Genomic DNA, 22,571 nt, shown 5'->3' with positions numbered 1-22,571 from the left:
CAACTCTTTTGCAAGCAGTGAGGAGACCATCATGACCACCAAGCTCGACATCGCCCCCAGCTCCGACCGCGAACTGGTTCTCGCCCGCATCATCGATGCGCCGCGCGAGAACGTCTATCGCTGCTGGACCGAGCCGAAGCTCGTGACGCAATGGTTCGCGCCAAAGCCGTGGACGACGCCGCGCGCCGAAATGGATGTGCGCACCGGCGGCTCCAGCCTGGTTGTCATGGCGGGTCCCGACGGCAATGAATTCCCGAATCCCGGCATCTTCCTCGAAGTCGTGCCGGGCAAGAAGATCGTTCTCACCGACGCCTATACGAAGGCGTGGGAGCCGTCCGAAAAACCGTTCATGACGGTCGTGCTGACCTTCGAGGATGAGGGCGAGGGCAAGACCCGCTACATCGCCCGGGTTGCGCATTGGTCCGTCACTGACCGCGAAGAGCACGAGAAGATGGGCTTTCACGAGGGCTGGGGCCAGTGCGCCGACCAGCTCGAAGAACTGGCCAAGCGGCTTTGATGTCAGCAGGACGGGAGGATACCGACATGTCCAGATCGATGTTTTTCGCCATTTTCGCCTCGGCCGCAGCACTGTTCGCCGCGCCGGGCGCCACCAAAGCCGAGGAGGCAAAGCCCGCCATGACGACCGAAACGAAAGCAATGCCGAAGCCGGCGAAATCAGGCCTGCTGCCGATCAACGGCCTGAATTACTATTACGCCGTCTACGGTAGGGGTGAGCCGCTGCTCCTGCTGCATGGTGGTCTCGGCACGATCGACATGTTCGCGCCGATCCTGCCGAAGCTTGCCGAAAACCGCACCGTCATCGGCGTCGATCTGCACGGTCACGGCCGCACTGCGCTCGGCGACCGGCCATTGAGCCTGGAGGCGATGGGCGACGACATGGCGGCAATCGTCAAGGCGCTCGGCTATGAGCAGGTCGATGTCATGGGTTATTCGCTGGGCGGCGGCGTCGCTTTCCGCATGGCCGTCCAGCATCCCGAGGCAGTGCGCCGGCTGGTCCTGGTCTCGACCGGCTATGCCGCCGACGGTTTCTATCCCGAGATGCGCGGCCAGCAGGCGCAGGTTGGCGCGGCGATGGCCGACATGATGAAGGAGACGCCGATGTACAAATCCTACGTGGCGGTCGCGCCGCATCCGCAGGATTTCCCGAAGCTGCTCGATCAGCTCGGCGCCTATATGCGCAAGGACTACGATTATTCCACCGACGTCCCGAAGCTGAAGATGCCCGTCATGCTGGCTTTCGGCGACAGCGACATGTACCGGCCAGAGCACGAGATCAAGTTCTATCAGATGCTCGGCGGCGGACTGAAAGACGCCGGCTGGATGCGCGAGAACCTGTCGCAGAACCGCCTGGCCATCCTGCCGAACCGCACCCATTACGACGTGTTCTTCGCGCCGGAACTGGTGGCCGCCGCGCTGCCCTTCCTCAATGGCGAGACCAAGGTGAAGACCTGGGACGAGATCGTCAGCGAAACGAACTGACCGCCTGACACATGCCTGCCGGCCGTCTCCCTCGAGATGGCCGGCGACGTTTGTTGCGCGTCGCGCCTGACCACACCGCAAGTTCCGCCTGCCGCATCACGCCAAGAGATGGCGCCATCAAAGCTTTTCAATTGACGCTGCTATGCCGGCAGCTACCTTGCCGTCAATCCTAGGAAAGAGGGGCTCAGGCAATGGCGAAATATCAAGGCGGCTGCCTGTGCGGGGCGGTGCGCTACCGCACTGATGCGGCGCCGATCAACGAGCGCGTCTGCCATTGCCGGCTTTGCCAGAAGGCGCTGGGCGCGGCCTTCAACGCCCGCGTGCTGTTCCGCATCGACGACGTGACGACAGAAGGACCGGTGGCATTGGTGAATTCCTCGCCCGATCTCAAGCGCGGCTTTTGCCCGGGCTGCGGCACGACGCTGTTTTCCCGCCGCGATTCCGTCGGCATCATCGGCGTCACGTCAGGCTCGCTCGACGATCCCTCGATATTCAAGCCGCAGATGCATATGTGGACCGCCTCGAAGCAGCCCTGGGTGCAGCTCGACGACGGCCTGCCGCAATATGAAGGCGCGCCGCCGCCCGCTTAACCTTCTCCCCTTGTGGGAGAAGGTGGATTGGCGCGCAGCGCCAAGACGGTTGAGGGGTGCTGGCCGGAGCGCTGTCGGTGCCAAGCTGGAACACCCCTCATCCGACCTCGCTTCGCGAGGCCACCTTCTCCCACAAGGGGAGAAGGCAAGGGTGCGTGCCCAATTTTTTTCATCCGGGACACGAGATAGCCGGCAAAGCGTCATTGGCGAGCCATCATTGCCACCTATCTATTGGTTGCGGGTCGGCGGTCGAGGAGGCGACGGATGAACGACAGAATCAACACCCTGGATGAGCTTTTGAGCGATCCGATGATCAAGCTCGTGATGGAACGCGATCGCGTGCAGCCGGCGGCGCTTCGCACGCTGCTTGAAGAAAAGGTTCGTCGGGCGGAGGATGATGCGCCGGTCAACCCCGATCGCTTTGTGCCGCCGGCTCACATGGTGGCCGAGACCTGCCACAAGCTATGGCTGTGCAGCTAGGCAACAATGCCGACAGGGTCAGCGGTCTTTCGCGCTGTCCCGCGGACGCTTCGATGAAGAAGCCCCTAACAATTTGATTCAAACTTTGTTGGTAATTTCTCGTTAGTAATCTGGACTGGTTTGTCCGGCGGCGCTGTCTTGCCATCGGTCTGTTGTGTTTTGCGTACAGGTCCAGATGCGGTTATCAGGCGTCGTTATCTTCTCGATCGCAGCGCTGTGCCTTGCCGGCTGCACGTCGACGTCCAGCGTCGACGCGCTGCAAGTGCCGTCCAGCGAGACGACCAGCTCGGTTGTGAGGCCGCCCGCGCCGGTCGCGTCGGTCGGTGCCGCCGATGCCGCACCCGCCTTCGCTCAGGAAGAGGCGATGGACCAAGCCGTGGCGATGGCTCCTCCAGAGCCTGTGGAAAGCATTGAACCACCCGCCGAGCCAATTGCCCTGGTGGCGCCGAAGCGGCTGGCGCGGGCAGCACCGATCCTCGCCGAGCCGGTCCAGCGCTATCGTTTTCGTGACGCCAAGCCGATCAATTTCGGCAGGGCCTCGCCCAGGCACCTCGCCGTTCACGGCGTCGACGTTTCACGCTGGCAGGGCAACGTGAACTGGGACAAGCTGCGCGCGCAGGGCGCGAACTTCGCCTACATCAAGGCGACCGACGGCGGCGATCATCTCGACCCGATGTTCAGGAAGAACTGGCGCAATGCCGACGCTGCCGGCCTCAAGCGCGGCGCCTATCACTTCTTCTATTGGTGCCGCACGGCAGGCGAGCAGGCCGACTGGTTCATCCGCAACGTGCCGAGGGTCGAGGGCGCCTTGCCGCCGGTGATCGATGTCGAGTGGAACGGCGAATCCAGCTGCAAGCGGCGGCCGTCGCGGCAAAAGGTGCTGGAGAAGATGCAGGTGTTCATGGACAAGCTGGAACGCCACTACGGCCAGCGGCCCATCATCTACACCGCACCCGATTTCTACCGCGACAATCTGCGTGGCGCTTTCCCCGACTATCCGTTCTGGCTGCGCGCGGTCGCACAGCACCCGTCAAAGGTCTATCCCGGCCGCAAATGGGTGTTCTGGCAGTATTCCGGCTCCGGCCTGTCGCACGGCGTGAGGGGCCGCATCGACCTCAACGTCTTCCACGGTGACGAGAGAGCCTGGCGGAACTGGGTTGGCGGGCGGCAGATGGTGGCCGAGGCGGAGTAGGCAGTCGCAGAGACCGCATTTGCAGGCCAGCACGACGTGAGTATCGACGGCCCCTGACCGCCTGTCGCGGAATTGTCATGGATCCGTCATCGCATTGAAATGTCGCTCCTCCAAAGCAGGTGGCTTCCATCCGAACAGGAGACGCCACCCGTGCCCCGCCATTCCGCGCTTTTCGTCCTGACGGCAGCGCTTGCTGCCTCCGTTTCGCTGCCGGCCCATGCCGACATGATGTTCAACCGGGTCGCGAGCTTCGCAGTCGCCGGAAACCTCCCGGCGGACGTCGAGAAGGCCACGCCGACTTCGTCCGAGATCATCGCGGCCTCCGAAGACGGCATGACGCTGGTCTATTCCGACAGCCCGCTCGGTGCGGTCGGCTTCATCGACATCACTGACCCCAAGGCGCCCAAGGCCGGCGGCATCGTCAAGATCGACGGCGAGCCGACCTCGGTCGTTGTCCTCGGCGGCAAGGTGCTGGCCGGCATCAACACGTCGGAGAGCAAAGCCAAGCCTTCGGGCAATCTCACCGTCATCGACCTCGCCTCCAAGGCGATCGAAAGCACCTGCGACCTCGGCGGCCAGCCGGACTCGCTGGCGCTGAACAAGGACGGCAAGTTCCTGGCCATCGCCATCGAGAACGAGCGCGACGAAGAGCTGAACGACGGAGAAATTCCGCAGATGCCGGCCGGCGACCTCAAGATTTTCACGCTTGCCGAAGGCCAGCCTGATTGCGCGACGATGAAGACCGTGAACCTGGCGGGCATTGCCGAAGTCGCGGCGGAAGATCCGGAGCCGGAATTCGTCGCTTTCAACGAGGCCGGCGAGATAGCGGTCACGCTCCAGGAAAACAACCACATCGCCATCGTCAACGCCGAAACCGGCGCGATCGTCACGCACTTCTCCGCAGGCTCCGTCACGCTGGACAAGGTCGACACCAAGAAGAACGGCGCCTTGTCCTTCGATGGCAAAATGGAAAGCGTCGCGCGCGAACCCGACGCCGTGAAATGGCTCGACAATGACCGTTTCGTCCTCGCCAACGAAGGCGACTACAAGGGCGGCTCGCGCGGTTTCACAATCTTCAGCAAGATGGGCGAGGTTCTCTACGAATCCGGTCCATCCTTCGAGTACCAGGTCGCCAATGCCGGTCATTACCCCGACGACCGCAACAAGAAGGGCATCGAGCCGGAAGGTCTCGAGACCGGCGCCTTCGGCGAAGACAGGCTGATCTTCGTCGCTTCGGAGCGCGGCTCCGTTGTCGGTGTCTACAAGGACACCGGTGCGGAGCCTCAGTTTGTCCAGATCCTGCCCTCCGGCATCGCTCCGGAAGGCCTTGTCGCGATCCCGTCGCGCAATCTCCTGGTCACCGCCAACGAGGCCGACCTGGTCGAGGACGGGCTCGCCCGCTCGCATGTCATGGTCTACGAGCGCTCCGAGGGTCCCGCCACTTACCCGATGATCACGGCAAAGCTCACAGCAGACGGCACGCCGCTCGGCTGGGGTGCGCTTTCGGCGCTCGCGGCCGGCGAGACTGCCGGCAAGCTCTTCGCTGCGTCGGACTCGTTCTACGCCAACGCGCCCTCGATCTTCGAGATCGACGCCACGCAGACGCCGGCGCTGATCGCCGGCAAGACCATCGTCACGCGTGGCGGCCATCCTGCACAGAAGCTCGACATCGAAGGTCTTGTCGCCGACGGTGACGGCGGCTTCTGGCTGGCCAATGAAGGCGATCCGGCAAAGCTCGTCCCTCACGCCATCCTGCGCGTCGACGACAAGGGCGAGATCAAGCAGGAGATCGGCTTCTCGATGGAACTGCTCGCCCACCAGACCCGCTTCGGTCTCGAAGGCATCACCACCATCGGCGAAGGCGATGACCTGACGCTGGTGATGGCAGTGCAGCGCGAATGGGCCGACGATCCGAAGGGCCAGGTCAAGCTTCTGGCCTACAAGCCGAAGGCCAAGGAATGGTCGGCGGTGCGCTATCCGCTCGAAGCGACCGAAGCTGGCTGGATGGGCCTGTCGGAGATCGCCGCGCATGACGGCAAGCTCTACATCCTCGAACGCGACAACCAGATCGGCGACCTGGCCAAGGTGAAGCGCGTCTATTCGGTGGCGCTCGACGCTTTCAAGCCGGCCAAGCTCGGTGGCGAACTGCCGTTGATAGAAAAGACGCTGGTGCGCGACATCATCGGCGACCTGAAATCAGCCACCAACGGCTATGTCGTCGACAAGGTCGAAGGTTTCACCATCGACAAGAACGGCGACATCTTCGTCGCCACCGACAATGACGGCGTCGATGATTCCTCCGGCGAAACGCTGTTTTTACGCTTGGGCAATATCAGCGCCGTGAACTGAGGGGCAGCTCTTTCCTTCTCCCCCTGTGGGAGAAGGTGTCGCCGAAGGCGACGGATGAGGGGTGTTCCAGCTTGGCACCGACGGCACTCCGTCCAACACCCCTCATCCGTCTCGGCGCTACGCGCCGATCCACCTTCTCCCACAAGGGGAGAAGGGAGAGCGTTGGCATTCCGCGCTTCGGCCAATCTTAAATGTCAGCGATTTGCGTGACGATGGTGCTGGACGGAGCGCCAAGGCTGGGTAATCTTCGCCCCATGCCGCATCAGTCCGTCGCTCCGATCAAACGTCGTTTCGCCCGCTCGATGCGCCGCGAGCCAACGGAGGCGGAGGACCGCCTGTGGCACGAACTGCGCGGGCGCAGGCTCGATCGCATCAAATTCCGGCGTCAGGTTCCTGTCGGCAAATTCGTCGCCGATTTCATTTGCGCCGAGGCCAGGCTGATCATCGAGATCGACGGCAGCCAGCATGCGGACTCGAACCACGATCGGGAACGAGACGCCGAATTGAAGGTGAGGGGCTTTCGCGTGCTGCGCTTCTGGAACGACGACGTGCTGCGGGATTTGAACGCCGTCTGCGACACCATCATAGCTTATGTCCGCGATGAGAGTTTGCAACCGTGGCGGTGAGGCCTTCCCTTCTCCCCCTGTGGGAGAAGGTGGATTGGCGCGCAGCGCCAAGACGGAAGAGGGGTGTTGGCCGGAGTGCTATCAGCGTCAAGTTGGAGCACCCCTCATCCGTCGCCTTCGGCGACACCTTCTCCCACAAGGGGAGAAGGGAGAGCGCGGCTTTTACGCCTCTACATATTCCGCCAGGCTGACGCCTTTGGGCACATCCAGCCCATCGGCACGCAAGCGTTCGATATGAAAACGTATCGCGTCACGAATTTCGGTTTCCACTTCAGGCACCGTCGTACCGGTCGCGATGCAGCCGGGTAGGTCCGGCACGTAAGCGGAAAAATTGTTTCCAGCTTTTTCGATCACCACCGCGTAACGCATGTCATCACTCCTTTAAACCGGACTGCTTGAGGATGCTATTCAGTGTCCCCGGTGCAACCTCTTCAGAGGGCTTGCCGGCCACGGTGACGCGGCCGGCTTTGATTTCATGCTTATATTGGCGATGACTGCCTCTGGTTGCAAAGGTACCAGCCGTCGGTCTCCAGCAGGCGAATGACTTCGCGAACTGTAAGCCGAGGTGGCATCTTTCCTCAGCTACACCCGCTCGTCGCCCCACAGGTGTCGCACTTCTCACATGTCCCATTTCGCACCATGGTGAAATTCTGGCACTCGGAGCAGGAATTGCCGGTGTAGCCCTGGAGCAGCGATTTGGCGCGGCGGTCGGCGGCTAGCTTCTTCGCCTCGGCCGCCTCGAGGGCTGCGGCGTCGGTGAACAGCGCCGCCGTGGCGTCCGAAGCCTCGGAAGCAGCACCCGCCGCCTCCTCGAAGGCGATGTCCTCGATCAGCTCCTTTGCCCGCTCCTCGAAGTCGCGCTTGTAGGCGGTGGCTTCATCGCTGGCCGGCTTCAGCGCCAGCACGTTGGAGCCGGAGAACGCCGTCGGCGCGGAGCGGGCACTGGACGAGCCCGAACCGGCAAAGCCCTTCGGATCGTTGCCGCTCACCCTCGACACCAGCTTCACCGGTGAGGCACCGCGGGTCAGGCCCTTGGAAACGGCGTCGGTCTTGCCTTCGCTGATGCCGCGGCCAAGTGCGGTGTTGGAAAAGTCCGACTGGTCGACATGGGCGAGGTCGTTGCGGCCGAGATAAGAGATGGCGAGCTCGCGGAACACATAGTCGAGGATCGACGTCGCGCTCTTGATGGCGTCGTTGCCCTGCACCATGCCGGCCGGCTCGAATTTGGTGAAGGTGAAGGCGTGCACATATTCGTCGAGCGGCACGCCATATTGCAGGCCGAGCGAGATGGCGATGGCGAAATTGTTGAGAAGGCCGCGCAAGGTCGCGCCCTCCTTGTTCATGTCGATGAAGATCTCGCCGAGACGGCCATCGTCATATTCGCCGGTGCGCAGGAAGATGGTGTTGCCGCCGATCTTGGCCTTCTGCGTGTAGCCCTTGCGGCGAGACGGCAGCTTCTCCTGCTCGCGCGAGACGCGCTCGATGATGCGCTCGACGATCCGCTCGGTGATCTGTGCCGCGCGTGCCGCCGCCGGCGCCGCGATCAGCTGCTCGACGGCATCGTCCTCGTCGTCATCGACGTCGGCAAGCAGCGAGGCGTTGAGCGGCTGGGAGAGCTTCGAGCCGTCGCGATAGAGCGCATTGGCCTTCAGCGCCAGCTTCCACGACAGCATGTAGGCGCCCTTGGCGTCTTCCACCGTCGCGTCGTTCGGCATGTTGATGGTCTTGGAAATGGCGCCGGAGATGAAGGGCTGGGCCGCCGCCATCATCTGGATGTGGCTGTTGATCGACAGCGAGCGCTTGCCGATCTTGCCGCACGGGCTGGCGCAGTCGAACACGGGCAAATGCTCGGCCTTCAGGAAGGGCGCGCCTTCCAGCGTCATCGCACCGCAGACATGGATGTTGGCGGCCTCGATGTCCTTCTTCGAGAAGCCAAGCGCCGGCAGCATCTCGAACGAGAAATCGTTGAGCTGCTCGTCGGTGAAGCCAAACGTCTCCTTCACCCAGTCCGCACCCAGCGTCCACTGGTTGAAGACGAACTTGATGTCGAAGGCCGATTTCAATGCCGCGTTAAGTGCCGCGATCTTGTCGTCGGTAAAACCCTTTGCCTTGAGTGAGCCGGGATTGACGGCGGGCGCCTGGTTGAGATTGCCGTGGCCGACCGCATAAGCTTCGATCTCGGCGATCTGGCTTTCCGAATAGCCAAGCGTGCGCAACGCTTCAGGGACGGCGCGGTTGATGATCTTGAAATAGCCGCCGCCGGCCAGCTTCTTGAACTTCACCAGCGCGAAGTCGGGCTCGATGCCGGTGGTGTCGCAATCCATGACCAGGCCGATCGTGCCGGTTGGCGCGATCACCGTCGCCTGCGCATTGCGGTAGCCATGCTCCTCGCCGAGCTCGATGGCGCGGTCCCAGGCAGCTTTGGCATGGGCGGCAAGCTCCGGCTGCTTCAGGTCGGAGGCGACCAGCGGCACCGGGTTGACGGCGAGCTTCTCGTAGCCGTCTTTGTCGCCATAGGCGGCGCGGCGGTGATTGCGCATGACGCGCAGCATGTTCTGCGCATTGCGGTCGTAGTCGGGGAAGGCGCCGAGCTCTGCGGCCATTTCGGCCGAGGTGGCATAGGCCGTGCCGGTCATGATTGCCGTGAGTGCTGCGCAGATGGCGCGGCCCTCGTCGGAATCATAGGGAATGCCCGAGGTCATCAGCAGGCCGCCGATATTGGCGTAGCCGAGGCCGAGCGTGCGGTATTCGTAGGAGAGCTTGGCGATCTCCTTCGACGGGAACTGCGCCATCATGACGGAAATTTCCAGCACCATGGTCCACAGCCGAACCGTATGCTCGTAGGCTGATATGTCGATGGTGCCGTCGGCGTTGCGGTAGGGCAGTAGGTTGATCGAGGCCAGGTTGCAGGCGGTGTCGTCGAGGAACATGTATTCCGAGCACGGGTTGGACGCCCGGATCGCACCGGCCGAGGCGCAGGTGTGCCAGTCATTCATCGTCGTGTTGAAGTGGAGGCCCGGATCGGCCGACGCCCAGGCGGCATAGCCGATCTTTTCCCAGAGATCCCTGGCCTTCAGCGTCTTCAGCACCTTGCCGTCCTTGCGTGCGGTGAGGTGCCAGTCGGCGTCCTCTTCGACGGCGCGCAGGAAATCGTCCTTCAGCGAGACCGAATTGTTGGAGTTCTGGCCCGAAACGGTGAGGTAGGCATCCGAATCCCAGTCGGTGTCGTAGGTCTTGAATGACATCGAGGTGTAGCCCTGCTTGGCGAATTGGATGACGCGATAGATGTAGTTCTCCGGCACCCCGTCCTTCTTGGCCAGCTTGATCTCGCGCTTCAGCGCGGTGTTGATCGCCGGGTCGAAGCAATCGTCGTCCTGGCCTTCACAATTGATGCAGGCCTTCATGATCGCTTCGAGGTGCTTCTTCACGATCTTGGAGCCGGTGACCAGCGAGGCGACCTTCTGCTCCTCATTGACCTTCCAGTCGATGAATTCCTCGATATCGGGATGGTCGGCGTCGACGATGACCATCTTTGCGGCGCGGCGCGTCGTGCCGCCCGACTTGATGGCGCCCGCGGCGCGATCGCCGATCTTGAGGAAGCTCATCAGGCCGGACGAGCGGCCGCCGCCGGACAGCTTTTCGCCTTCGCCGCGCAGGAACGAGAAGTTGGAGCCGGTGCCGGAGCCGTATTTGAACAGGCGCGCTTCACGCACCCACAGGTCCATGATGCCGCCTTCGTTGACGAGATCGTCCTGCACGCCCTGGATGAAGCAGGCATGCGGCTGCGGATGCTCGTAGGAAGACTTCGACTTGGTCAGCTTGCCGGTGAACGGGTCGACATAGAAGTGGCCCTGGCTCGGACCGTCGATGCCGTAGGCCCAGTGCAGGCCGGTGTTGAACCATTGCGGCGAGTTCGGCGCGACGCGCTGGGTGGCCAGCATATAGGCGAGCTCGTCGCGGAAGGCGCGCGCGTCCTCCTCCGATTTGAAGTAGCCGCCCTTCCAGCCCCAATAGGTCCAGGTGCCGGCGAGGCGGTCGAAGACCTGGCGGGCGTCGATCTCGGAGCCGTAGCGCTCGGCTTCGGGCAGCTTTGCCAGTTCGGCCTCGTCGGCGACGGAGCGCCACAGGAAGGAGGGGACGTCATTCTCCTCGACCTTCTTCAGCCGCGCGGGCACGCCGGCCTTGCGGAAATATTTCTGCGCCAGGATGTCGGCGGCAACCTGGCTGAACTGCGCCGGCACATCGATATTGTCCAAGCGGAACACCACCGAGCCATCCGGATTCTTGATCTCCGAAAGCGCCTTGCGGAATTCGATCTCCGCATAAGCCGACTGCCCCTGCTTGGTGAAACGACGCTCGATGCGCATTGGTCCTATCCTTTGTGTCTACATATAGCGCTTTTCCCAGGGGATTTCTGCCCCTTTCTGAAACGCGCATGTCCGCCGTCTGCCGGCGTTCGAAAAACGGCCGGCTCCTTTTCACAGCCTCCGCCCGCCCTGCTGGTCGAACTCCTTGCGAAGTAGCCGTCCAACGCGCCGACGAACCCTGCGGATCCCTCAAGACTGAAACTTTTTTGCGACTCCCTCAATCGAGGGAACTTCACACTATCTAGCGTCGAACCTACCTGCAAACACTAAATATAGTGTTAACAGACAATTTATTCCAGTCCGACATTTTTCCCTTTCGCCCCCAAAGACCCCACAATCGCAACGCTTCCGCCAGCCTCGTAACCAGGCGGAAATGCGGCCAAAACGCACATAATCCGGGAAAAAGACCGGGCTCAGAACTTTCCGGTCGCGCTCTCAACAGGAGCGCATGGCCTATAAAAGGCGACTCGTTTTGCGCCGTCAAGGATTCGTTTGCGTAGCTTTTATGACCCCAACATCTTGTGTGTCACACATGTGGATAACGGGGATAGAAAGTGACGCGGAGGGTTTCGATTTTTTACCCGCGCGATGCGCGGCCGGCGCGCCTACGTCTTGCTCAGGAGAATTGGTGCGGGTCGGCACAGAAATAGGCGATGATCTGGCAAAGGTCCGGCTCGTTGACCATGCGCACTGCTTCGGCGGGGCTGACCCATTTGCGGGTGCGCGAGCGCTTTTCCTTCCACCGGTCGGCGACCTTGTCGACCTGCAGCGGAAATACCAGGACTTCGCAAGGCACTTCCTCGCCTGAAGCCAATGCCTTGGCATAGAAGTAGCGGCCGGCTTCGTGGTGGGAGATCGTGCCGCGCAGTCCGGCTTCCTCGCCGGCCTCGCGTGCCGCCGCTTCGCAAAGCAGTTCCTTCGCCTCAGGCCAGCCCTTGGGAAGCACCCAGCGGCCGGTATCGCGGCTGGTGATCAGCATGATCTCGATGCCATGCTTGGTATCGCGCCAGGGCAGTGCTGCAACCTGCAGGCGGCACGGCGCTGTGCCGAAGAGCCGCTGGACCCTTTCGGCCAAATGGTTGTGCGTTGCTGGCGTCGTCAACATCGGAGAAGCTTGCCCCAGCCTCCAGAATCATCTGCCGTCTCGTGAATCTTACGGCTAATCATGGGCAATAAAAGTAAAAAACCTCATACGCACTGGTTAACCACGCCAAGAGGCGTCGATTCAGGAAATATCGTGCGCCGCGGCATGCTTTCAAGAAGTGGTCGCCGGCAAGAAGTGCTCGCCTGGCTGTTCCAGGAGAAAAGGCAGTTGCCGCGAATCAGCCGACGTGGTCGTCGGCGATCGGCTTCTGGTAGGTGAAGCCCATGTCCCACGGAAAATAGATCCAGGTGTCCTGGCTGACCTCGGTGACGAAGGTGTCGACCAGCGGCCTGCCTTTCGGCTTGGCATAGACGGTGGCGAAATGCGCCTTGGGCATCATGGCGCGCACGATGCCTGCGGTCTTGCCGGTGTCTGTGAGGTCGTCGATGATCAGCACGCCGGCGCCGTCATCGGCGAGCAGCGCCGGCGTGACCTCCTTCAGCACCTGCAGCTGCCCCTGGCTGGCGTAGTCGTGATAGGAGGCGACGCAAACCGTCTCGATGACCCGGATGCCGAGTTCACGCGAGATGATGGCGGCCGGAACCAGGCCGCCGCGTGTGATGCAGACGATCGCCTTCCATTGGCCTTTGTTGGCGCCGGCAAGCCGCCAGGCGAGCGCACGCGCATCGCGGTGGAACTGATCCCACGAGACTGGAAAGGCCTTTTCGGGAAGGGACATTTTTTGCGCACTCCGCAGCGCGCGAAAAACGCGCGCAGACACTTGAGGGAATGCGCGCGGAATTAACTGGAAAGCCTAGGTGTTGGCAAGTGGCGCAACCTCCAGTCCGATCGGCGCAGCCACTTCCGGCGTCAGCACAGAAGTCGCGGCCGCGATCGCCCGCTTCACATCTTGCTCGCTGGTGCGCCAGTTAACCACGCTGACGCGCATGGCGCGGTGATTGCGCCAGGTCGTGCCGGAGAAGAAGGCTTCGCCAGTGGCATTGATTTTTTGAATCGTTTCGTCGGTAAAAGCATCATTTTCCGCAGGTGAAGCGCCAGGCCGAGCGAACCTGAGCAGGCCTTGATTGAGCGTTGGCCTCGCAAGGATCTCGGCGCCCGGTAGTTCGCCGATCCCCTCGACGATGTTGGCGCAATACGCGCAGCAGCGATCAACCAAAGCTTCCATGCCGCTGCGGCCGAGTTGCTTGAGGGCAGCATAGACGGGAACGCCACGCGCGCGGCGAGAGTATTCCGGGTTCCAGTCTGCCTGGTCCCGCGCAATTGTGGTTGGCGCGACATAGGATGCGCTCGATGTCATGGCAGTGCGATGTGCTTCCCGGTCCGCGACGATGGCGATACCGCAATCGAAAGGAACGTTCAGCCATTTGTGGCCGTCGGTCGCCCAGCTATCCGCCAGTTCCACGCCGTCCAGCAGGTGGCGGTACGTTCGGCTGGCGCGTGCGAACAGGCCGAAGGCACCGTCGATGTGAACCCAGGCGCCGGCTGAATGCGCCATCGATATCAACTCCCTGAACGCGTCACAGGCGCCGATGTTCAAGTCGGCAGCATTCAGCACCAGCATGGTCGGTGTGGAACTGTCGGAAAGCGCGCCGTCGAGAACCGCAGGAGAGACGCGTCCATCCCCGTCCGTTTTCAACTGATCAATAGCCTTGCGGCCGATCCCCAGAAAGCGCACCGCGCGGTCTACGGTGACGTGTCGCTGGTCGCTCGTCAGCACCCTGATCCCGGGCGCGCCAACCAGCCCGTCCTCTTCCACGTTCCAGCCGACGCGCCTCAGCAGCGCCGCGCGTGCAGCCGCTAGGCTGGTCATATGCGCCATTTGGCAACCGCTGGTGAACGCAAAAGAGGCGTCTCGCGGCAGGTCGAGCAACTCCTTGATCCATTCGCCGGCTGTTTCCTCGATCACGGCGGAGGCCGGACTGGAGGCATAGACGGTCGCGTTCTGATCCCAGGTGGTTACCAGCCAGTCGGCCGCCAGTGCGGATTCCAGGCCGCCGCCAATCACCCAGGCAAAGAAGCGTCCGCCTGCGCTGCCATGCATCCCGGGGCCGGCATCCCTGGCAAGTGCTTGAACCACTTCCTCTGCACTGCTGCCTTCGTATGGCAGTGGGCCGGCAAAAGACCGTTTGAGATCCATAAGACTGGCCGTTGCAGCCACCGAACGTTCATCCAATCCGTCGATCCAGGCTCGTGCTGCACGGTAGGCAAGATCTAGCGCCGTGTTCATTGAGTGGGTTCCTCAAGCGGTGTATTTGCCCATGCCCAGACGCAGCTAGCCGGTCACCATGCCGGCTGTGCAATTGGTTTTACTCAGTTTGGCCAAGGCTGATTGCTCCGACAAACGAAAAGGACTTACACTCGACATCAACGAAATTGGCGAATTGGGGCTTGCCACTCATGCCGAACCACGCACGCTTTGGGCCGGATTCGGGAGTTCTGTTGGGGCTGGACAACTTTCTCCTGCGTACTCTGATGGCGGTTGTCGACACAGGCAGCTTCGTCGGTGCTGCCCGAACAGTGCACCGGACGCCATCTGCCATCAGCATGCAAATGAAACGGCTTGAAACGCAGATCAGACAGCCGATCTTTGTGCATCAAGGGCGCTCGATAATGTTGACGCCAGCAGGTGAAGCGCTTCTGACCTACGCGCGGCGCGCGCTTGGAATCGCCGAAGAGGCGATAGTGCGATTCAATCGCCTGTCGCACGGACGCGCCGTACGGCTGGGAATGACGGATGAATATGCCGTTGCGTTCCTTCCCTCGGTTCTCGCCAGCTATACAGCGGCCTATCCGTTGGTGGAGATCAGCGTGACGTGTCGCACAAGCAGCACGATGTTGCGGATGCTGGATGAGGGCGAACTGGATGTCGCACTGGTGACAGCTGGCGCGACGGGTCGAACTGGATCGCCCGACACGGCCATCCATAGAGATCGGCTTGTGTGGGCAGGCCTTGCGCATGGAACCGCCCATCTCCGTCGTCCGCTGGCTGTCGCCGCAGGTCCAGCGAGTTGCATTTGGCGGAAGTCAGCCATCGACGCGCTCGACGCAGCCGGCATCTCTTATCAGATCGCTTGTACAAGTGAGAATCTCGCGGGCCAGCTTGCGTTGGTGGTGGCGGGGCTGGCAGTCGCGCCGTTACCGATTGCAACCTTATCGGGAGAACTGGTGCCGTTTGGGCCTGAGCAAGGCCTTCCGTCGATTGGTTACTATGACGTGGCCTTGCGGCGCAGCCCTCATGCGCCCGATGACCTGACTTCCACCGTCGTTGACCATGTCGGGGCGTATTTCGCCGCGCGCCAGAGTTCTTGATCTACGCTTCTTACCGCGACAGGAAAGCTGCCACCGGTACCGTGCGCAGCACCGTGCGCGTGACCCCGCCGAACAGAAGCTGGCGCAGCCAGGAATGGCTGTAGGCGCCAAGCACGAGCAGGTCGGCGCCGGTTTCGGCAATCCTGGTCTGGATCACGTCGTCGACCGAATGGCCGCCCGATTGCAGCACCGAGACGCTGACCGTGGCGCCATGTCTGGACAGGGCGGCGGCGATTTCGGCGCCGGCCGCCTCGGGAGCCGCGTCAAGCGTATCCGGCGGGTCGATGACGACAATATCCGTCTTCTCGGCCTCGATGATGAAGGGCAGGGCGTCGAAGGCGGCGCGCGCGGCTTCCTTGCTGCCGTTCCAGGCGAGCAGCACATGCTTGAAGCTGGTGACGAGCGGGCCCGAATGGGGCACGACCAGCACCGGCCGGCCGGCGTCGTAGACCAGCGTGTCGACGTCGGCGCTCGGATCGCCGCCGGACTCGCGTTGCGCGGCGATGATCAGATCCGCGGTGCGAACGGTTGGGATGCCGGTCAGCGCGCTATCTCCGGAAAAGCTCTCGAGGCTGCGCCACTCGAAAGACAGGCCGGAATCCTCGATATGCCTGAGGAAAACCGCCCGCAATTTTTCAGCACGCTCCTTGTTCATGTCGGCTGAAACCTGCAGGAACTCGGTGTCGGGAAAGCCGGTGGCCGAGGTGTAGGGGACGGGAAGCGCTTCGGCATGAATGCCGATGAGATGGCTCTGGAACTTATCGGCAAGCGGAATGGCGCATTCGAGCACGCGCTCCGCATCCTGTTCGTTCTGCAGTATGGCGACGATGGTCTTGAATCGCATGGTAATCCCTCATTTTACGGCGATCGAAACTCGCCCGCGAGAAACGTTACAGCACCATGCTTGGTTCCGGCATGATCAGGTGGCCGCGCTGGCGAGGCCTGCAACCATCGCCTCGACGTCGGCGCGGGCGGCGTCCAGGGCTTCCTGGCTGCGGGCGCGGACGACCAGCTCCGTCCAAAACTTGCCGTCGCCATATTTCGGGTAGGATCCGATGATCGTGTCCGGATGCGCCTTCTGGATATCGCCAAGCGGTCCGCCAACCAGGCCTTCGCCGAACGGACAGTGCACCGTGGCCGATAGCATTTTGGTGCCGACCTTCAGCGTCGGCACCACATTGTCGAGCATCGCCTGGAAAATCGACGGCACGCCGGCCATGACATGGACGTTGCCGATACGAAAGCCCGGCGCGATGGACACAGGATTGTCGATATGGTCGGCGCCGCGCGGCATCCGCGCCATGCGCTTGCGCGCCTCGGTGTATTCGATGCCGCGCGCGGCGTAGCTCGCTTCCAGCATGGCATAGGCCTTGGCGTCGTATTCGCAGGGCACGCCGAAGGCCTTGGCGATGGCGTCCGCGGTGATGTCGTCATGTGTCGGACCGATGCCGCCGGTCGTGAAGACATAGGTGTAACGGGCACGCACGGCATTCACCGCGGCGATGATCTCGTCTTCCTCGTCGGGAACGATGCGCACCTCCTTCAGGTCGATGCCGATCGCCGTCATGATATCGGCGAGGTGGCCGATATTCTTGTCCTTGGTGCGGCCGGACAAAATCTCGTCGCCGATGACGAGCATGGCGGCGGTGACGATTTCGGGCATGGGAGGCTCCGGCAAAAGGTCACCTGAGGCAGACAAGATCGCCTCAGGTAGAGAGGGTCGCCTGAGATAGCGCGGCGGATGGCCGGCGGCAATGCCGTCCGAACGACGGATCCACCTGTGCCATCTCCCTTGAGCGCGCGTTCGCAGGCTGATCTCGACAGGCGGGCACTTCGCCGATCTCGCGTTGCTCAAAACTGCCGAAGCATCCCAAACCTCTTCACGCACTGGTCACAAAAAGGTGTCGAAGCTTGCGCGGCTTAACGACCTTTTCATCGGAACTTCGAGCCGGCTGATGGATTCTTTAGCGGTCGCACGAAGTCGACATCTGCAACCACATGGAATGGAGTAGTCTCTTTATGCTTACCAAAATTCTCGCAGCCTCGGTCTTCACGATTGGCCTCGCCACGTCCGCAATGGCGCAATCGTCGGATGTTTTATCCAATAGCCCAGCCCCCACGAACCCGGCTCCCACCAACGAAGAGCGGATGACCGCTGATCCCAGCGCCACCGGCAGCATCAATGGCGACGCCTCGGGTCTGAACATCCAGGGCAACCCCGGCCCGGTTGGACCTTGCGCCTCGAACTCGCCAGGACCCGACGCCAACGCCCGAATGAACGTCAACGATCAGTACTGCGGCAAATAATCAGCCCGCGACCGGACCGGCCAGCAGGATGCCCTTCAACGGGCATCCGCGGCCGCCGGGACCGAGGCAGCGCGCTATTCCTTCACCGCGCCAGTCATCGACGAAACGTAGTGCTCGACAAAGAACGAATAGAGCACGACCACCGGCAGGGAGCCGATCAGCGCTCCGGCCATCAGCGCTCCCCACTCATAGACGTCGGAGCGGACAAGCTCCGTGAGCACCCCGACCGGCACAGTCTTGTTTTCGGACGACTGGATGAACGTCAGGGCGTAGATGAATTCGTTCCATGACAGGGTGAATGCGAATATCCCGGCCGAAATCAATCCGGGCACCGACAGCGGCAGCACGATCTTGATGAGGATCTGCCACCGGCTCGCCCCGTCAATGAGCGCGCATTCTTCCAGTTCGAACGGGATGGAGCGGAAGTAGCCCATCAGCAGCCACGTGCAGAAGGGCACCAAGAAGGTCGGGTAGGTGAGGATGAGCGCGAAGGGCGTGTCGTAAAGCCCAAGGTTGAACACCATCACCGACAGCGGGATGAACAGGATCGAGGGCGGCACGAGATAGGCGAGGAAGACCGCGAGGCCGACCTGCCGCGCTCCTGAAAACCTCAGCCGCTCGATCGCATAGGCCGCGAACACCGCAGCCAGCAGCGACAGGAAGGTGGCGGCGGTGGAGATGATGATCGTGTTGAGCAGCCAGCCCGGATAGGACGTGTCGAACAAGAGATAGCGGATGTGCTCCAAGGTCGGATGCACAACCCAGAACGGGTTGAAATTGGCGTAGTCGGTCATCTCGAGATTGGGCTTAACCGCAGTGATCGTCATCCAGTAGAACGGGAACAGCAGCACGATCACGAACACCAGCAACGGCAGATAGACCGTCACCACGCGCCGCGGCAGGCTCTGAAGGTAGCCCATGCCGCCTTCGTCGAGTTCCGGACGTTTCGTCTTCTTGGTCGTGGCCATGTCAGTCTCCGCCGCCCTGCTGCCATTTGCGGCGTTGCAAGCCGAAATAGCTGAACAGGATCGCCGCCAGCAGGAACGGGATCATGGCGACCGCAATCGCGGCGCCCTCGCCAAGCTGGCCCCCCGAAATGCCGCGTTGAAAGGACAGTGTCGCCATCAGATGGGTGGCATTCACCGGTCCGCCACGGGTCAGCACATAGATCAGCTGGAAATCGGTGAAGGTGAACAGCACCGAAAACGTCATGGTGATGGCGATGATCGGCGTCAGCAGCGGCAGCGTCACAAAGCGGAACAATTGCCAGCGGCTGGCGCCATCGAGCGTGGCGGCCTCGTAAAGCGACTGGGGAATCGTCTGCAGGCCGGCAAGCAGCGTGATGGCGACGAACGGAATGCCGCGCCAGACATTGGCCGCGATAACCGAAGCGCGCGCGTTCTCCGGGTCGCCGAGGAAATTGATGCGATGGTCGATCAGGCCCATTTCCATAAGCGCCCAGGACAGGATGGAGAACTGCGAATCGTAGATCCACCAGAAGGCGATGGCCGACAGCACCGTCGGCACCACCCACGGCAACAGCACGATGGCGCGGAAGAACGATTTGAAGGGAAGATTTTGATTGAGGATAAGCGCCAGCCAGAGGCCGAGCACGAACTTCAGGATCGAGGCGCTTATCGTGTAGAGCAAGGTGTTGAAGACGGAGAGCCAGAAGACGGCGTCATCCCACAGATATTGATAGTTTTCGGTGCCTATGAAGATACCGGGGCGGCCGATGCGGGCATCGGTGAAGCCGAGCCAGACGCCGAGCCCGAGCGGATAGGTCAGGAAGACCAGCAGCAGCGCTGCCGCCGGCAGCATGAAGCCGAAGCCAAGCGCGTTCCGGCTGTCGGCCAAGAGCGACAGGCTCCGCGACAGGATCGACGGACGCGGCTGAACGGCAGCGGACGACACGGCCATGGGACGGCTCCTCATAAGGTCTGGTGGCATGGTGGCCTGAGTGGCCGCCACGCGATTTCAGGAACCAGACCGGGCAGCGCGGTTGCGGCTGCCCGGCTCGGCTGTGATCAAACGCGATAGTACCGGTTTGCGCGCTTCTCCGCCTCTTCCATCGCCTCCTGGGCCGTCGCCTGGCCCGTCACGGCCTTGGCGAACATGTCCACCAGGACATAGTCGGCCATGGTCGCCGCCGAGGCATAGCCGAGCGGCCCGGCATAGCCATTGGGACGCAGCGTCGCCGAGGCCTTGGCGTAAGCGGCATTGTTCGGGTCGGCCGTCCACACCGGATTGTTGTCGAAGGCTTTGAGCGTCTGGCAGCAATAGCCGGCCGAGGAGGTGATCCACTCCGCCATCTGCTGCTCCTCGAACATGAACTGCAGATAGGCTTTGGCCGCGTTGGGGTAGGGTGTGTAGTCGAAGATCACGGCCGTGGTCACCTGGAACAACTCGACCGATTTTCCGACCGGACCGATCGGCAGGCTGGTCGTGCGCATGTCCTTGGCGATTTCAGCCAGTTTCGGATCATTGTCCTTGTTGGTCTTGGCCGTGTTATACACGGAAATGCCATTGGCGATGACGCCCAGTTCGCCGGCCAGGAAGGCGCGGTTGTTGTTCACGTCGAGCCAGCTTTCGGTGCCGGGGATGAATGTCTTGTAGAGTTCCTGCGCGTATTCGATCGCCTTGAGGGTCTCGGGGCTGTTGATCGCCACCTTTCCGCTCTCGTCGACCATCTGGCCGCCGTGGCTCCACAGCAGCCAGTGAGCGTAGTTGTTGCCGTCGCCAACGCCATGGCCGTGCGTGAAGCCGGCCGGATGTCCCTTCGCCTGCAAGGCCTTGCAAAGCTCGAGGAAGCCTGCGGTGTCCTTCGGAAACTCCGAGAAGCCAGCCTCCTTCACCCAGCTTTCCCGGTAGACGATGGCATTGCCGATGGTTGCCAGAGGCAGGCCGAGGAATTTTCCCTCCCGCGTCGCATATTGCTTTGGCCCGTCGTGCCAGCCGCCGTATTTCGAGCCCAGATACTCACCCAGTTCCGTGACGTCGTGCAGCTTGTCGGGGTACTGGTGCGGGTCGTCGAACCAGACCAACATGAGATCTGGACCGGAGCCGACATTGGCGGCGACCGCCGCCTTGGGGCGAATGTCCTCCCAGCTTTCCTTGTCGACGCGAACCTCGACGCCTGTCGCCTCGGTGAACCGCTTGGTGTTGGCCAGCCATTGATCCTCATCGCCCTGCACGAAGGGCGACCAACGCAGCATCCGCAGCTTCGCGCCGTCTTCGGGCTTGTACGTCAACCCCTCCTGGGCAAAGGCGGAAGAGCCGACGAACCGGCTTCCCAAGGCTCCCGCCGCCACGCCGGCGGTCGTGCGGATCACGTCACGTCTGGTGAATTTCATGCTCGTTTCCTCCTGTTATTCGTTGCCGTGGTTCTTACTGTTCGCTGCGCGTCTTGAATCGCTTTCCGGTCTCGCCGTGGAAGAGATGGATTAGGCCGGGCTCGGCCGTGAGGCGTATGGTCTCGCCCGGCGCGAAGGAGTGGCGCTCCCGGAAATTCGCGACGATCTCTTCGCCGCCAGCCGTCCGGCCGATGAGCTGCAATTCGGACCCTGTCGGCTCGACCACCGCGACCGTCACCGGAATGCCCCTGTCGTCGGACAGCCGCAAATGCTCGGGCCGTATTCCCAGCACCACCGGCTCGCCACTGCCGATGGACAGTGCTGTGGCCAATGGGACTGAAATCCCGCCGGAGCCGCGAAACGACGGTGAGCCGCCATCGGTTGTGATTTCGCCCCGCAGCATGTTCATGGCGGGCGAGCCGATAAAACTGGCGACAAAGATATTATCCGGCCGGTCGTAGAGTTCCAACGGCGGCCCGATCTGCTCGACGATGCCGTCATGCATGACCACGATCTTGTCGGCCATGGTCATGGCCTCGATCTGGTCATGGGTGACATAGACGGTCGTGGTCTTCAGGCGCTGGTGCAATTCCTTGATCTCGGCGCGCATCTGCACCCTGAGCTTGGCGTCGAGATTGGACAGCGGCTCGTCGAACAGGAAGACCGCCGGATCGCGCACGATCGCCCGGCCCATGGCGACGCGCTGGCGCTGGCCGCCGGAAAGCTGCCGGGGATAGCGTGCCAGCAACGGCACCAGTCCCAGGATTTCGGCGGCGCGCTGGACGCTAGCACTACTCTCGGCTTTCGCGACGCCCTTGAGCATGAGCGAGAACGCCATGTTCTCTGCGACGGTCATGTGCGGGTAGAGCGCGTAGTTCTGGAAGACCATGGCGACGTCGCGTTCTTTTGGCGCAACGTTGTTGACGACACGCTCGCCAATCGCGATCTGGCCGCGCGAAATCTTTTCCAGGCCGGCAATCATCCTGAGAAGCGTTGATTTTCCGCAGCCCGACGGTCCGACCAGCGTGACGAACTCGCCATCGTCTATATCCACGCTGACGCCGTGGAGAATCTCGACGGTTCCAAATGATTTGTAGACATCGCCAATCGCGACAGACGCCATCGATTTCCTCCCGAATGCTTCCTGCGACGTCTTCGAAGGAAACCGCTTTCCTAACTGGCCCGCGGCAGCTCCCAAGCTCCTCCCTGGTCACGCGCGATGATGAAACGGTAGCGCTACCAGACCGCCCTGTAAAGCGGCTGCGTGGCAAGCGCTCTTCTTCGTCGCACCTGATCGTGAGCGTTCCCAACGGGACTGAGATTCGTCATGTCCGGGATCGGGGCAAGAGAATAACTTGCCAAGCCCCAGCTCCCAAAACCGGAGGTGCGAGAA

At 62.1% G+C, this 22,571-nt stretch carries 20 protein-coding genes and 1 pseudogene; 9 read left to right on the top strand and 12 right to left on the bottom strand.

Going from position 1 to position 22,571, the window contains the following annotated elements:
- Positions 1–31 precede the first annotated feature (31 nt).
- The 7 genes from EOB36_RS13310 to EOB36_RS13280 all read left to right on the top strand — a co-directional run bounded on the left by EOB36_RS13310 (position 32) and on the right by EOB36_RS13280 (position 6,737).
- Positions 32–517, top strand: coding sequence for an SRPBCC family protein (locus tag EOB36_RS13310; protein ID WP_126106788.1), 486 nt, complete (start codon positions 32–34; stop codon positions 515–517).
- Positions 518–543: 26 nt separating this feature from the next.
- Positions 544–1,500: an alpha/beta hydrolase gene (locus tag EOB36_RS13305; protein ID WP_128285014.1), complete on the top strand. Its 957-nt coding sequence runs from the start codon at positions 544–546 to the stop codon at positions 1,498–1,500.
- A 191-nt stretch (positions 1,501–1,691) separates the two neighbouring features.
- Complete coding sequence (locus EOB36_RS13300; RefSeq protein ID WP_128285013.1) at positions 1,692–2,090, top strand: GFA family protein; 399 nt, start codon at positions 1,692–1,694, stop codon at positions 2,088–2,090.
- Between the two features lie 264 nt (positions 2,091–2,354).
- The gene (locus EOB36_RS13295; RefSeq protein ID WP_127206675.1) at positions 2,355–2,570 is read left to right on the top strand and encodes a hypothetical protein; all 216 of its coding nucleotides are present in this window, start codon (positions 2,355–2,357) and stop codon (positions 2,568–2,570) included.
- Between the two features lie 175 nt (positions 2,571–2,745).
- Positions 2,746–3,762 carry a GH25 family lysozyme gene (locus tag EOB36_RS13290; protein WP_128285012.1) on the top strand — a complete coding sequence of 339 codons (1,017 nt, stop codon included), beginning with the start codon at positions 2,746–2,748 and terminating at the stop codon, positions 3,760–3,762.
- 150 nt (positions 3,763–3,912) lie between these two features.
- Positions 3,913–6,111, top strand: a complete 2,199-nt coding sequence (locus tag EOB36_RS13285) for an esterase-like activity of phytase family protein (protein WP_128285011.1) — start codon at positions 3,913–3,915, stop codon at positions 6,109–6,111.
- Between the two features lie 254 nt (positions 6,112–6,365).
- The gene (locus tag EOB36_RS13280; protein ID WP_128244396.1) at positions 6,366–6,737 is read left to right on the top strand and encodes an endonuclease domain-containing protein; all 372 of its coding nucleotides are present in this window, start codon (positions 6,366–6,368) and stop codon (positions 6,735–6,737) included.
- A 162-nt stretch (positions 6,738–6,899) separates the two neighbouring features.
- Here EOB36_RS13280 and EOB36_RS13275 read toward each other — a convergent pair whose 3' ends face one another.
- The 6 genes and pseudogenes from EOB36_RS13275 to EOB36_RS13250 all read right to left on the bottom strand — a co-directional run bounded on the left by EOB36_RS13275 (position 6,900) and on the right by EOB36_RS13250 (position 14,382).
- Entirely contained in the window at positions 6,900–7,106 is a 207-nt protein-coding gene (locus tag EOB36_RS13275; RefSeq protein WP_128285010.1) for a type II toxin-antitoxin system HicB family antitoxin, read from the bottom strand.
- A 4-nt stretch (positions 7,107–7,110) separates the two neighbouring features.
- Positions 7,111–7,309: pseudogene (locus tag EOB36_RS13270) on the bottom strand (type II toxin-antitoxin system HicA family toxin).
- Positions 7,310–7,315: 6 nt separating this feature from the next.
- The gene (locus EOB36_RS13265; protein WP_128285009.1) at positions 7,316–11,104 is read right to left on the bottom strand and encodes a vitamin B12-dependent ribonucleotide reductase; all 3,789 of its coding nucleotides are present in this window, start codon (positions 11,102–11,104) and stop codon (positions 7,316–7,318) included.
- 616 nt (positions 11,105–11,720) lie between these two features.
- Positions 11,721–12,209: an NUDIX hydrolase gene (locus EOB36_RS13260; protein WP_095489533.1), complete on the bottom strand. Its 489-nt coding sequence runs from the start codon at positions 12,207–12,209 to the stop codon at positions 11,721–11,723.
- A gap of 217 nt (positions 12,210–12,426) precedes the next feature.
- On the bottom strand, positions 12,427–12,927 hold the full coding sequence (gpt, locus tag EOB36_RS13255; RefSeq protein ID WP_029353723.1) for a xanthine phosphoribosyltransferase: 501 nt from the start codon (positions 12,925–12,927) through the stop codon (positions 12,427–12,429).
- Positions 12,928–13,002: 75 nt separating this feature from the next.
- On the bottom strand, positions 13,003–14,382 hold the full coding sequence (locus EOB36_RS13250; RefSeq protein WP_245467784.1) for a pyridoxal-dependent decarboxylase: 1,380 nt from the start codon (positions 14,380–14,382) through the stop codon (positions 13,003–13,005).
- A gap of 266 nt (positions 14,383–14,648) precedes the next feature.
- On the opposite strand from EOB36_RS13250, the gene EOB36_RS13245 reads away from it, so the two are divergent.
- Entirely contained in the window at positions 14,649–15,518 is an 870-nt protein-coding gene (locus EOB36_RS13245; protein ID WP_164897516.1) for a LysR substrate-binding domain-containing protein, read from the top strand.
- 10 nt (positions 15,519–15,528) lie between these two features.
- Here the strand turns inward: EOB36_RS13245 and EOB36_RS13240 are convergent, their stop codons facing one another.
- Together EOB36_RS13240 and EOB36_RS13235 are read right to left on the bottom strand one after the other, a co-directional pair.
- Positions 15,529–16,362 (bottom strand): universal stress protein, encoded by an 834-nt coding sequence (locus EOB36_RS13240; RefSeq protein WP_095489530.1) that lies wholly within the window; start codon positions 16,360–16,362, stop codon positions 15,529–15,531.
- Positions 16,363–16,437: 75 nt separating this feature from the next.
- Positions 16,438–17,181: a competence/damage-inducible protein A gene (locus tag EOB36_RS13235; RefSeq protein WP_128285006.1), complete on the bottom strand. Its 744-nt coding sequence runs from the start codon at positions 17,179–17,181 to the stop codon at positions 16,438–16,440.
- A gap of 356 nt (positions 17,182–17,537) precedes the next feature.
- Between EOB36_RS13235 and EOB36_RS13230 the strand changes: the two genes are divergently transcribed.
- Positions 17,538–17,825: a hypothetical protein gene (locus EOB36_RS13230; RefSeq protein ID WP_128285005.1), complete on the top strand. Its 288-nt coding sequence runs from the start codon at positions 17,538–17,540 to the stop codon at positions 17,823–17,825.
- Between the two features lie 74 nt (positions 17,826–17,899).
- On the opposite strand, the gene EOB36_RS13225 is transcribed toward EOB36_RS13230, so the two are convergent.
- From EOB36_RS13225 to ugpC, 4 genes are all read right to left on the bottom strand, one after another.
- Positions 17,900–18,793, bottom strand: coding sequence for a carbohydrate ABC transporter permease (locus EOB36_RS13225; RefSeq protein ID WP_126106773.1), 894 nt, complete (start codon positions 18,791–18,793; stop codon positions 17,900–17,902).
- A 1-nt stretch (position 18,794) separates the two neighbouring features.
- Entirely contained in the window at positions 18,795–19,745 is a 951-nt protein-coding gene (locus tag EOB36_RS13220) for a sugar ABC transporter permease (protein WP_126106772.1), read from the bottom strand.
- 107 nt (positions 19,746–19,852) lie between these two features.
- Positions 19,853–21,178, bottom strand: coding sequence for an ABC transporter substrate-binding protein (locus EOB36_RS13215; protein ID WP_126106771.1), 1,326 nt, complete (start codon positions 21,176–21,178; stop codon positions 19,853–19,855).
- 34 nt (positions 21,179–21,212) lie between these two features.
- Positions 21,213–22,301: a sn-glycerol-3-phosphate ABC transporter ATP-binding protein UgpC gene (gene ugpC, locus EOB36_RS13210; protein WP_126106770.1), complete on the bottom strand. Its 1,089-nt coding sequence runs from the start codon at positions 22,299–22,301 to the stop codon at positions 21,213–21,215.
- Positions 22,302–22,571: the final 270 nt, after the last annotated feature.

This window comes from Mesorhizobium sp. M6A.T.Cr.TU.017.01.1.1 (genome assembly GCF_004023115.1).
GTDB classification, from domain to species: domain Bacteria; phylum Pseudomonadota; class Alphaproteobacteria; order Rhizobiales; family Rhizobiaceae; genus Mesorhizobium; species Mesorhizobium mediterraneum.
Note: the sequence above shows the minus strand (reverse complement) of the source record. Positions and strands in the feature narration are given on the sequence as shown.

Coding starts and splice junctions, on each gene's coding strand:
- EOB36_RS13310 (WP_126106788.1), top strand. CDS start 32: ATGACCACCAAGCTCGACATCGCCCCCAGCTCCGACCGCGAACTGGTT.
- EOB36_RS13305 (WP_128285014.1), top strand. CDS start 544: ATGTCCAGATCGATGTTTTTCGCCATTTTCGCCTCGGCCGCAGCACTG.
- EOB36_RS13300 (WP_128285013.1), top strand. CDS start 1,692: ATGGCGAAATATCAAGGCGGCTGCCTGTGCGGGGCGGTGCGCTACCGC.
- EOB36_RS13295 (WP_127206675.1), top strand. CDS start 2,355: ATGAACGACAGAATCAACACCCTGGATGAGCTTTTGAGCGATCCGATG.
- EOB36_RS13290 (WP_128285012.1), top strand. CDS start 2,746: ATGCGGTTATCAGGCGTCGTTATCTTCTCGATCGCAGCGCTGTGCCTT.
- EOB36_RS13280 (WP_128244396.1), top strand. CDS start 6,366: ATGCCGCATCAGTCCGTCGCTCCGATCAAACGTCGTTTCGCCCGCTCG.
- EOB36_RS13275 (WP_128285010.1), bottom strand. CDS start 7,106: ATGCGTTACGCGGTGGTGATCGAAAAAGCTGGAAACAATTTTTCCGCT.
- EOB36_RS13265 (WP_128285009.1), bottom strand. CDS start 11,104: ATGCGCATCGAGCGTCGTTTCACCAAGCAGGGGCAGTCGGCTTATGCG.
- EOB36_RS13260 (WP_095489533.1), bottom strand. CDS start 12,209: ATGTTGACGACGCCAGCAACGCACAACCATTTGGCCGAAAGGGTCCAG.
- gpt (WP_029353723.1), bottom strand. CDS start 12,927: ATGTCCCTTCCCGAAAAGGCCTTTCCAGTCTCGTGGGATCAGTTCCAC.
- EOB36_RS13240 (WP_095489530.1), bottom strand. CDS start 16,362: ATGCGATTCAAGACCATCGTCGCCATACTGCAGAACGAACAGGATGCG.
- EOB36_RS13235 (WP_128285006.1), bottom strand. CDS start 17,181: ATGCCCGAAATCGTCACCGCCGCCATGCTCGTCATCGGCGACGAGATT.
- EOB36_RS13230 (WP_128285005.1), top strand. CDS start 17,538: ATGCTTACCAAAATTCTCGCAGCCTCGGTCTTCACGATTGGCCTCGCC.
- EOB36_RS13225 (WP_126106773.1), bottom strand. CDS start 18,793: ATGGCCACGACCAAGAAGACGAAACGTCCGGAACTCGACGAAGGCGGC.
- EOB36_RS13220 (WP_126106772.1), bottom strand. CDS start 19,745: ATGGCCGTGTCGTCCGCTGCCGTTCAGCCGCGTCCGTCGATCCTGTCG.
- EOB36_RS13215 (WP_126106771.1), bottom strand. CDS start 21,178: ATGAAATTCACCAGACGTGACGTGATCCGCACGACCGCCGGCGTGGCG.
- ugpC (WP_126106770.1), bottom strand. CDS start 22,301: ATGGCGTCTGTCGCGATTGGCGATGTCTACAAATCATTTGGAACCGTC.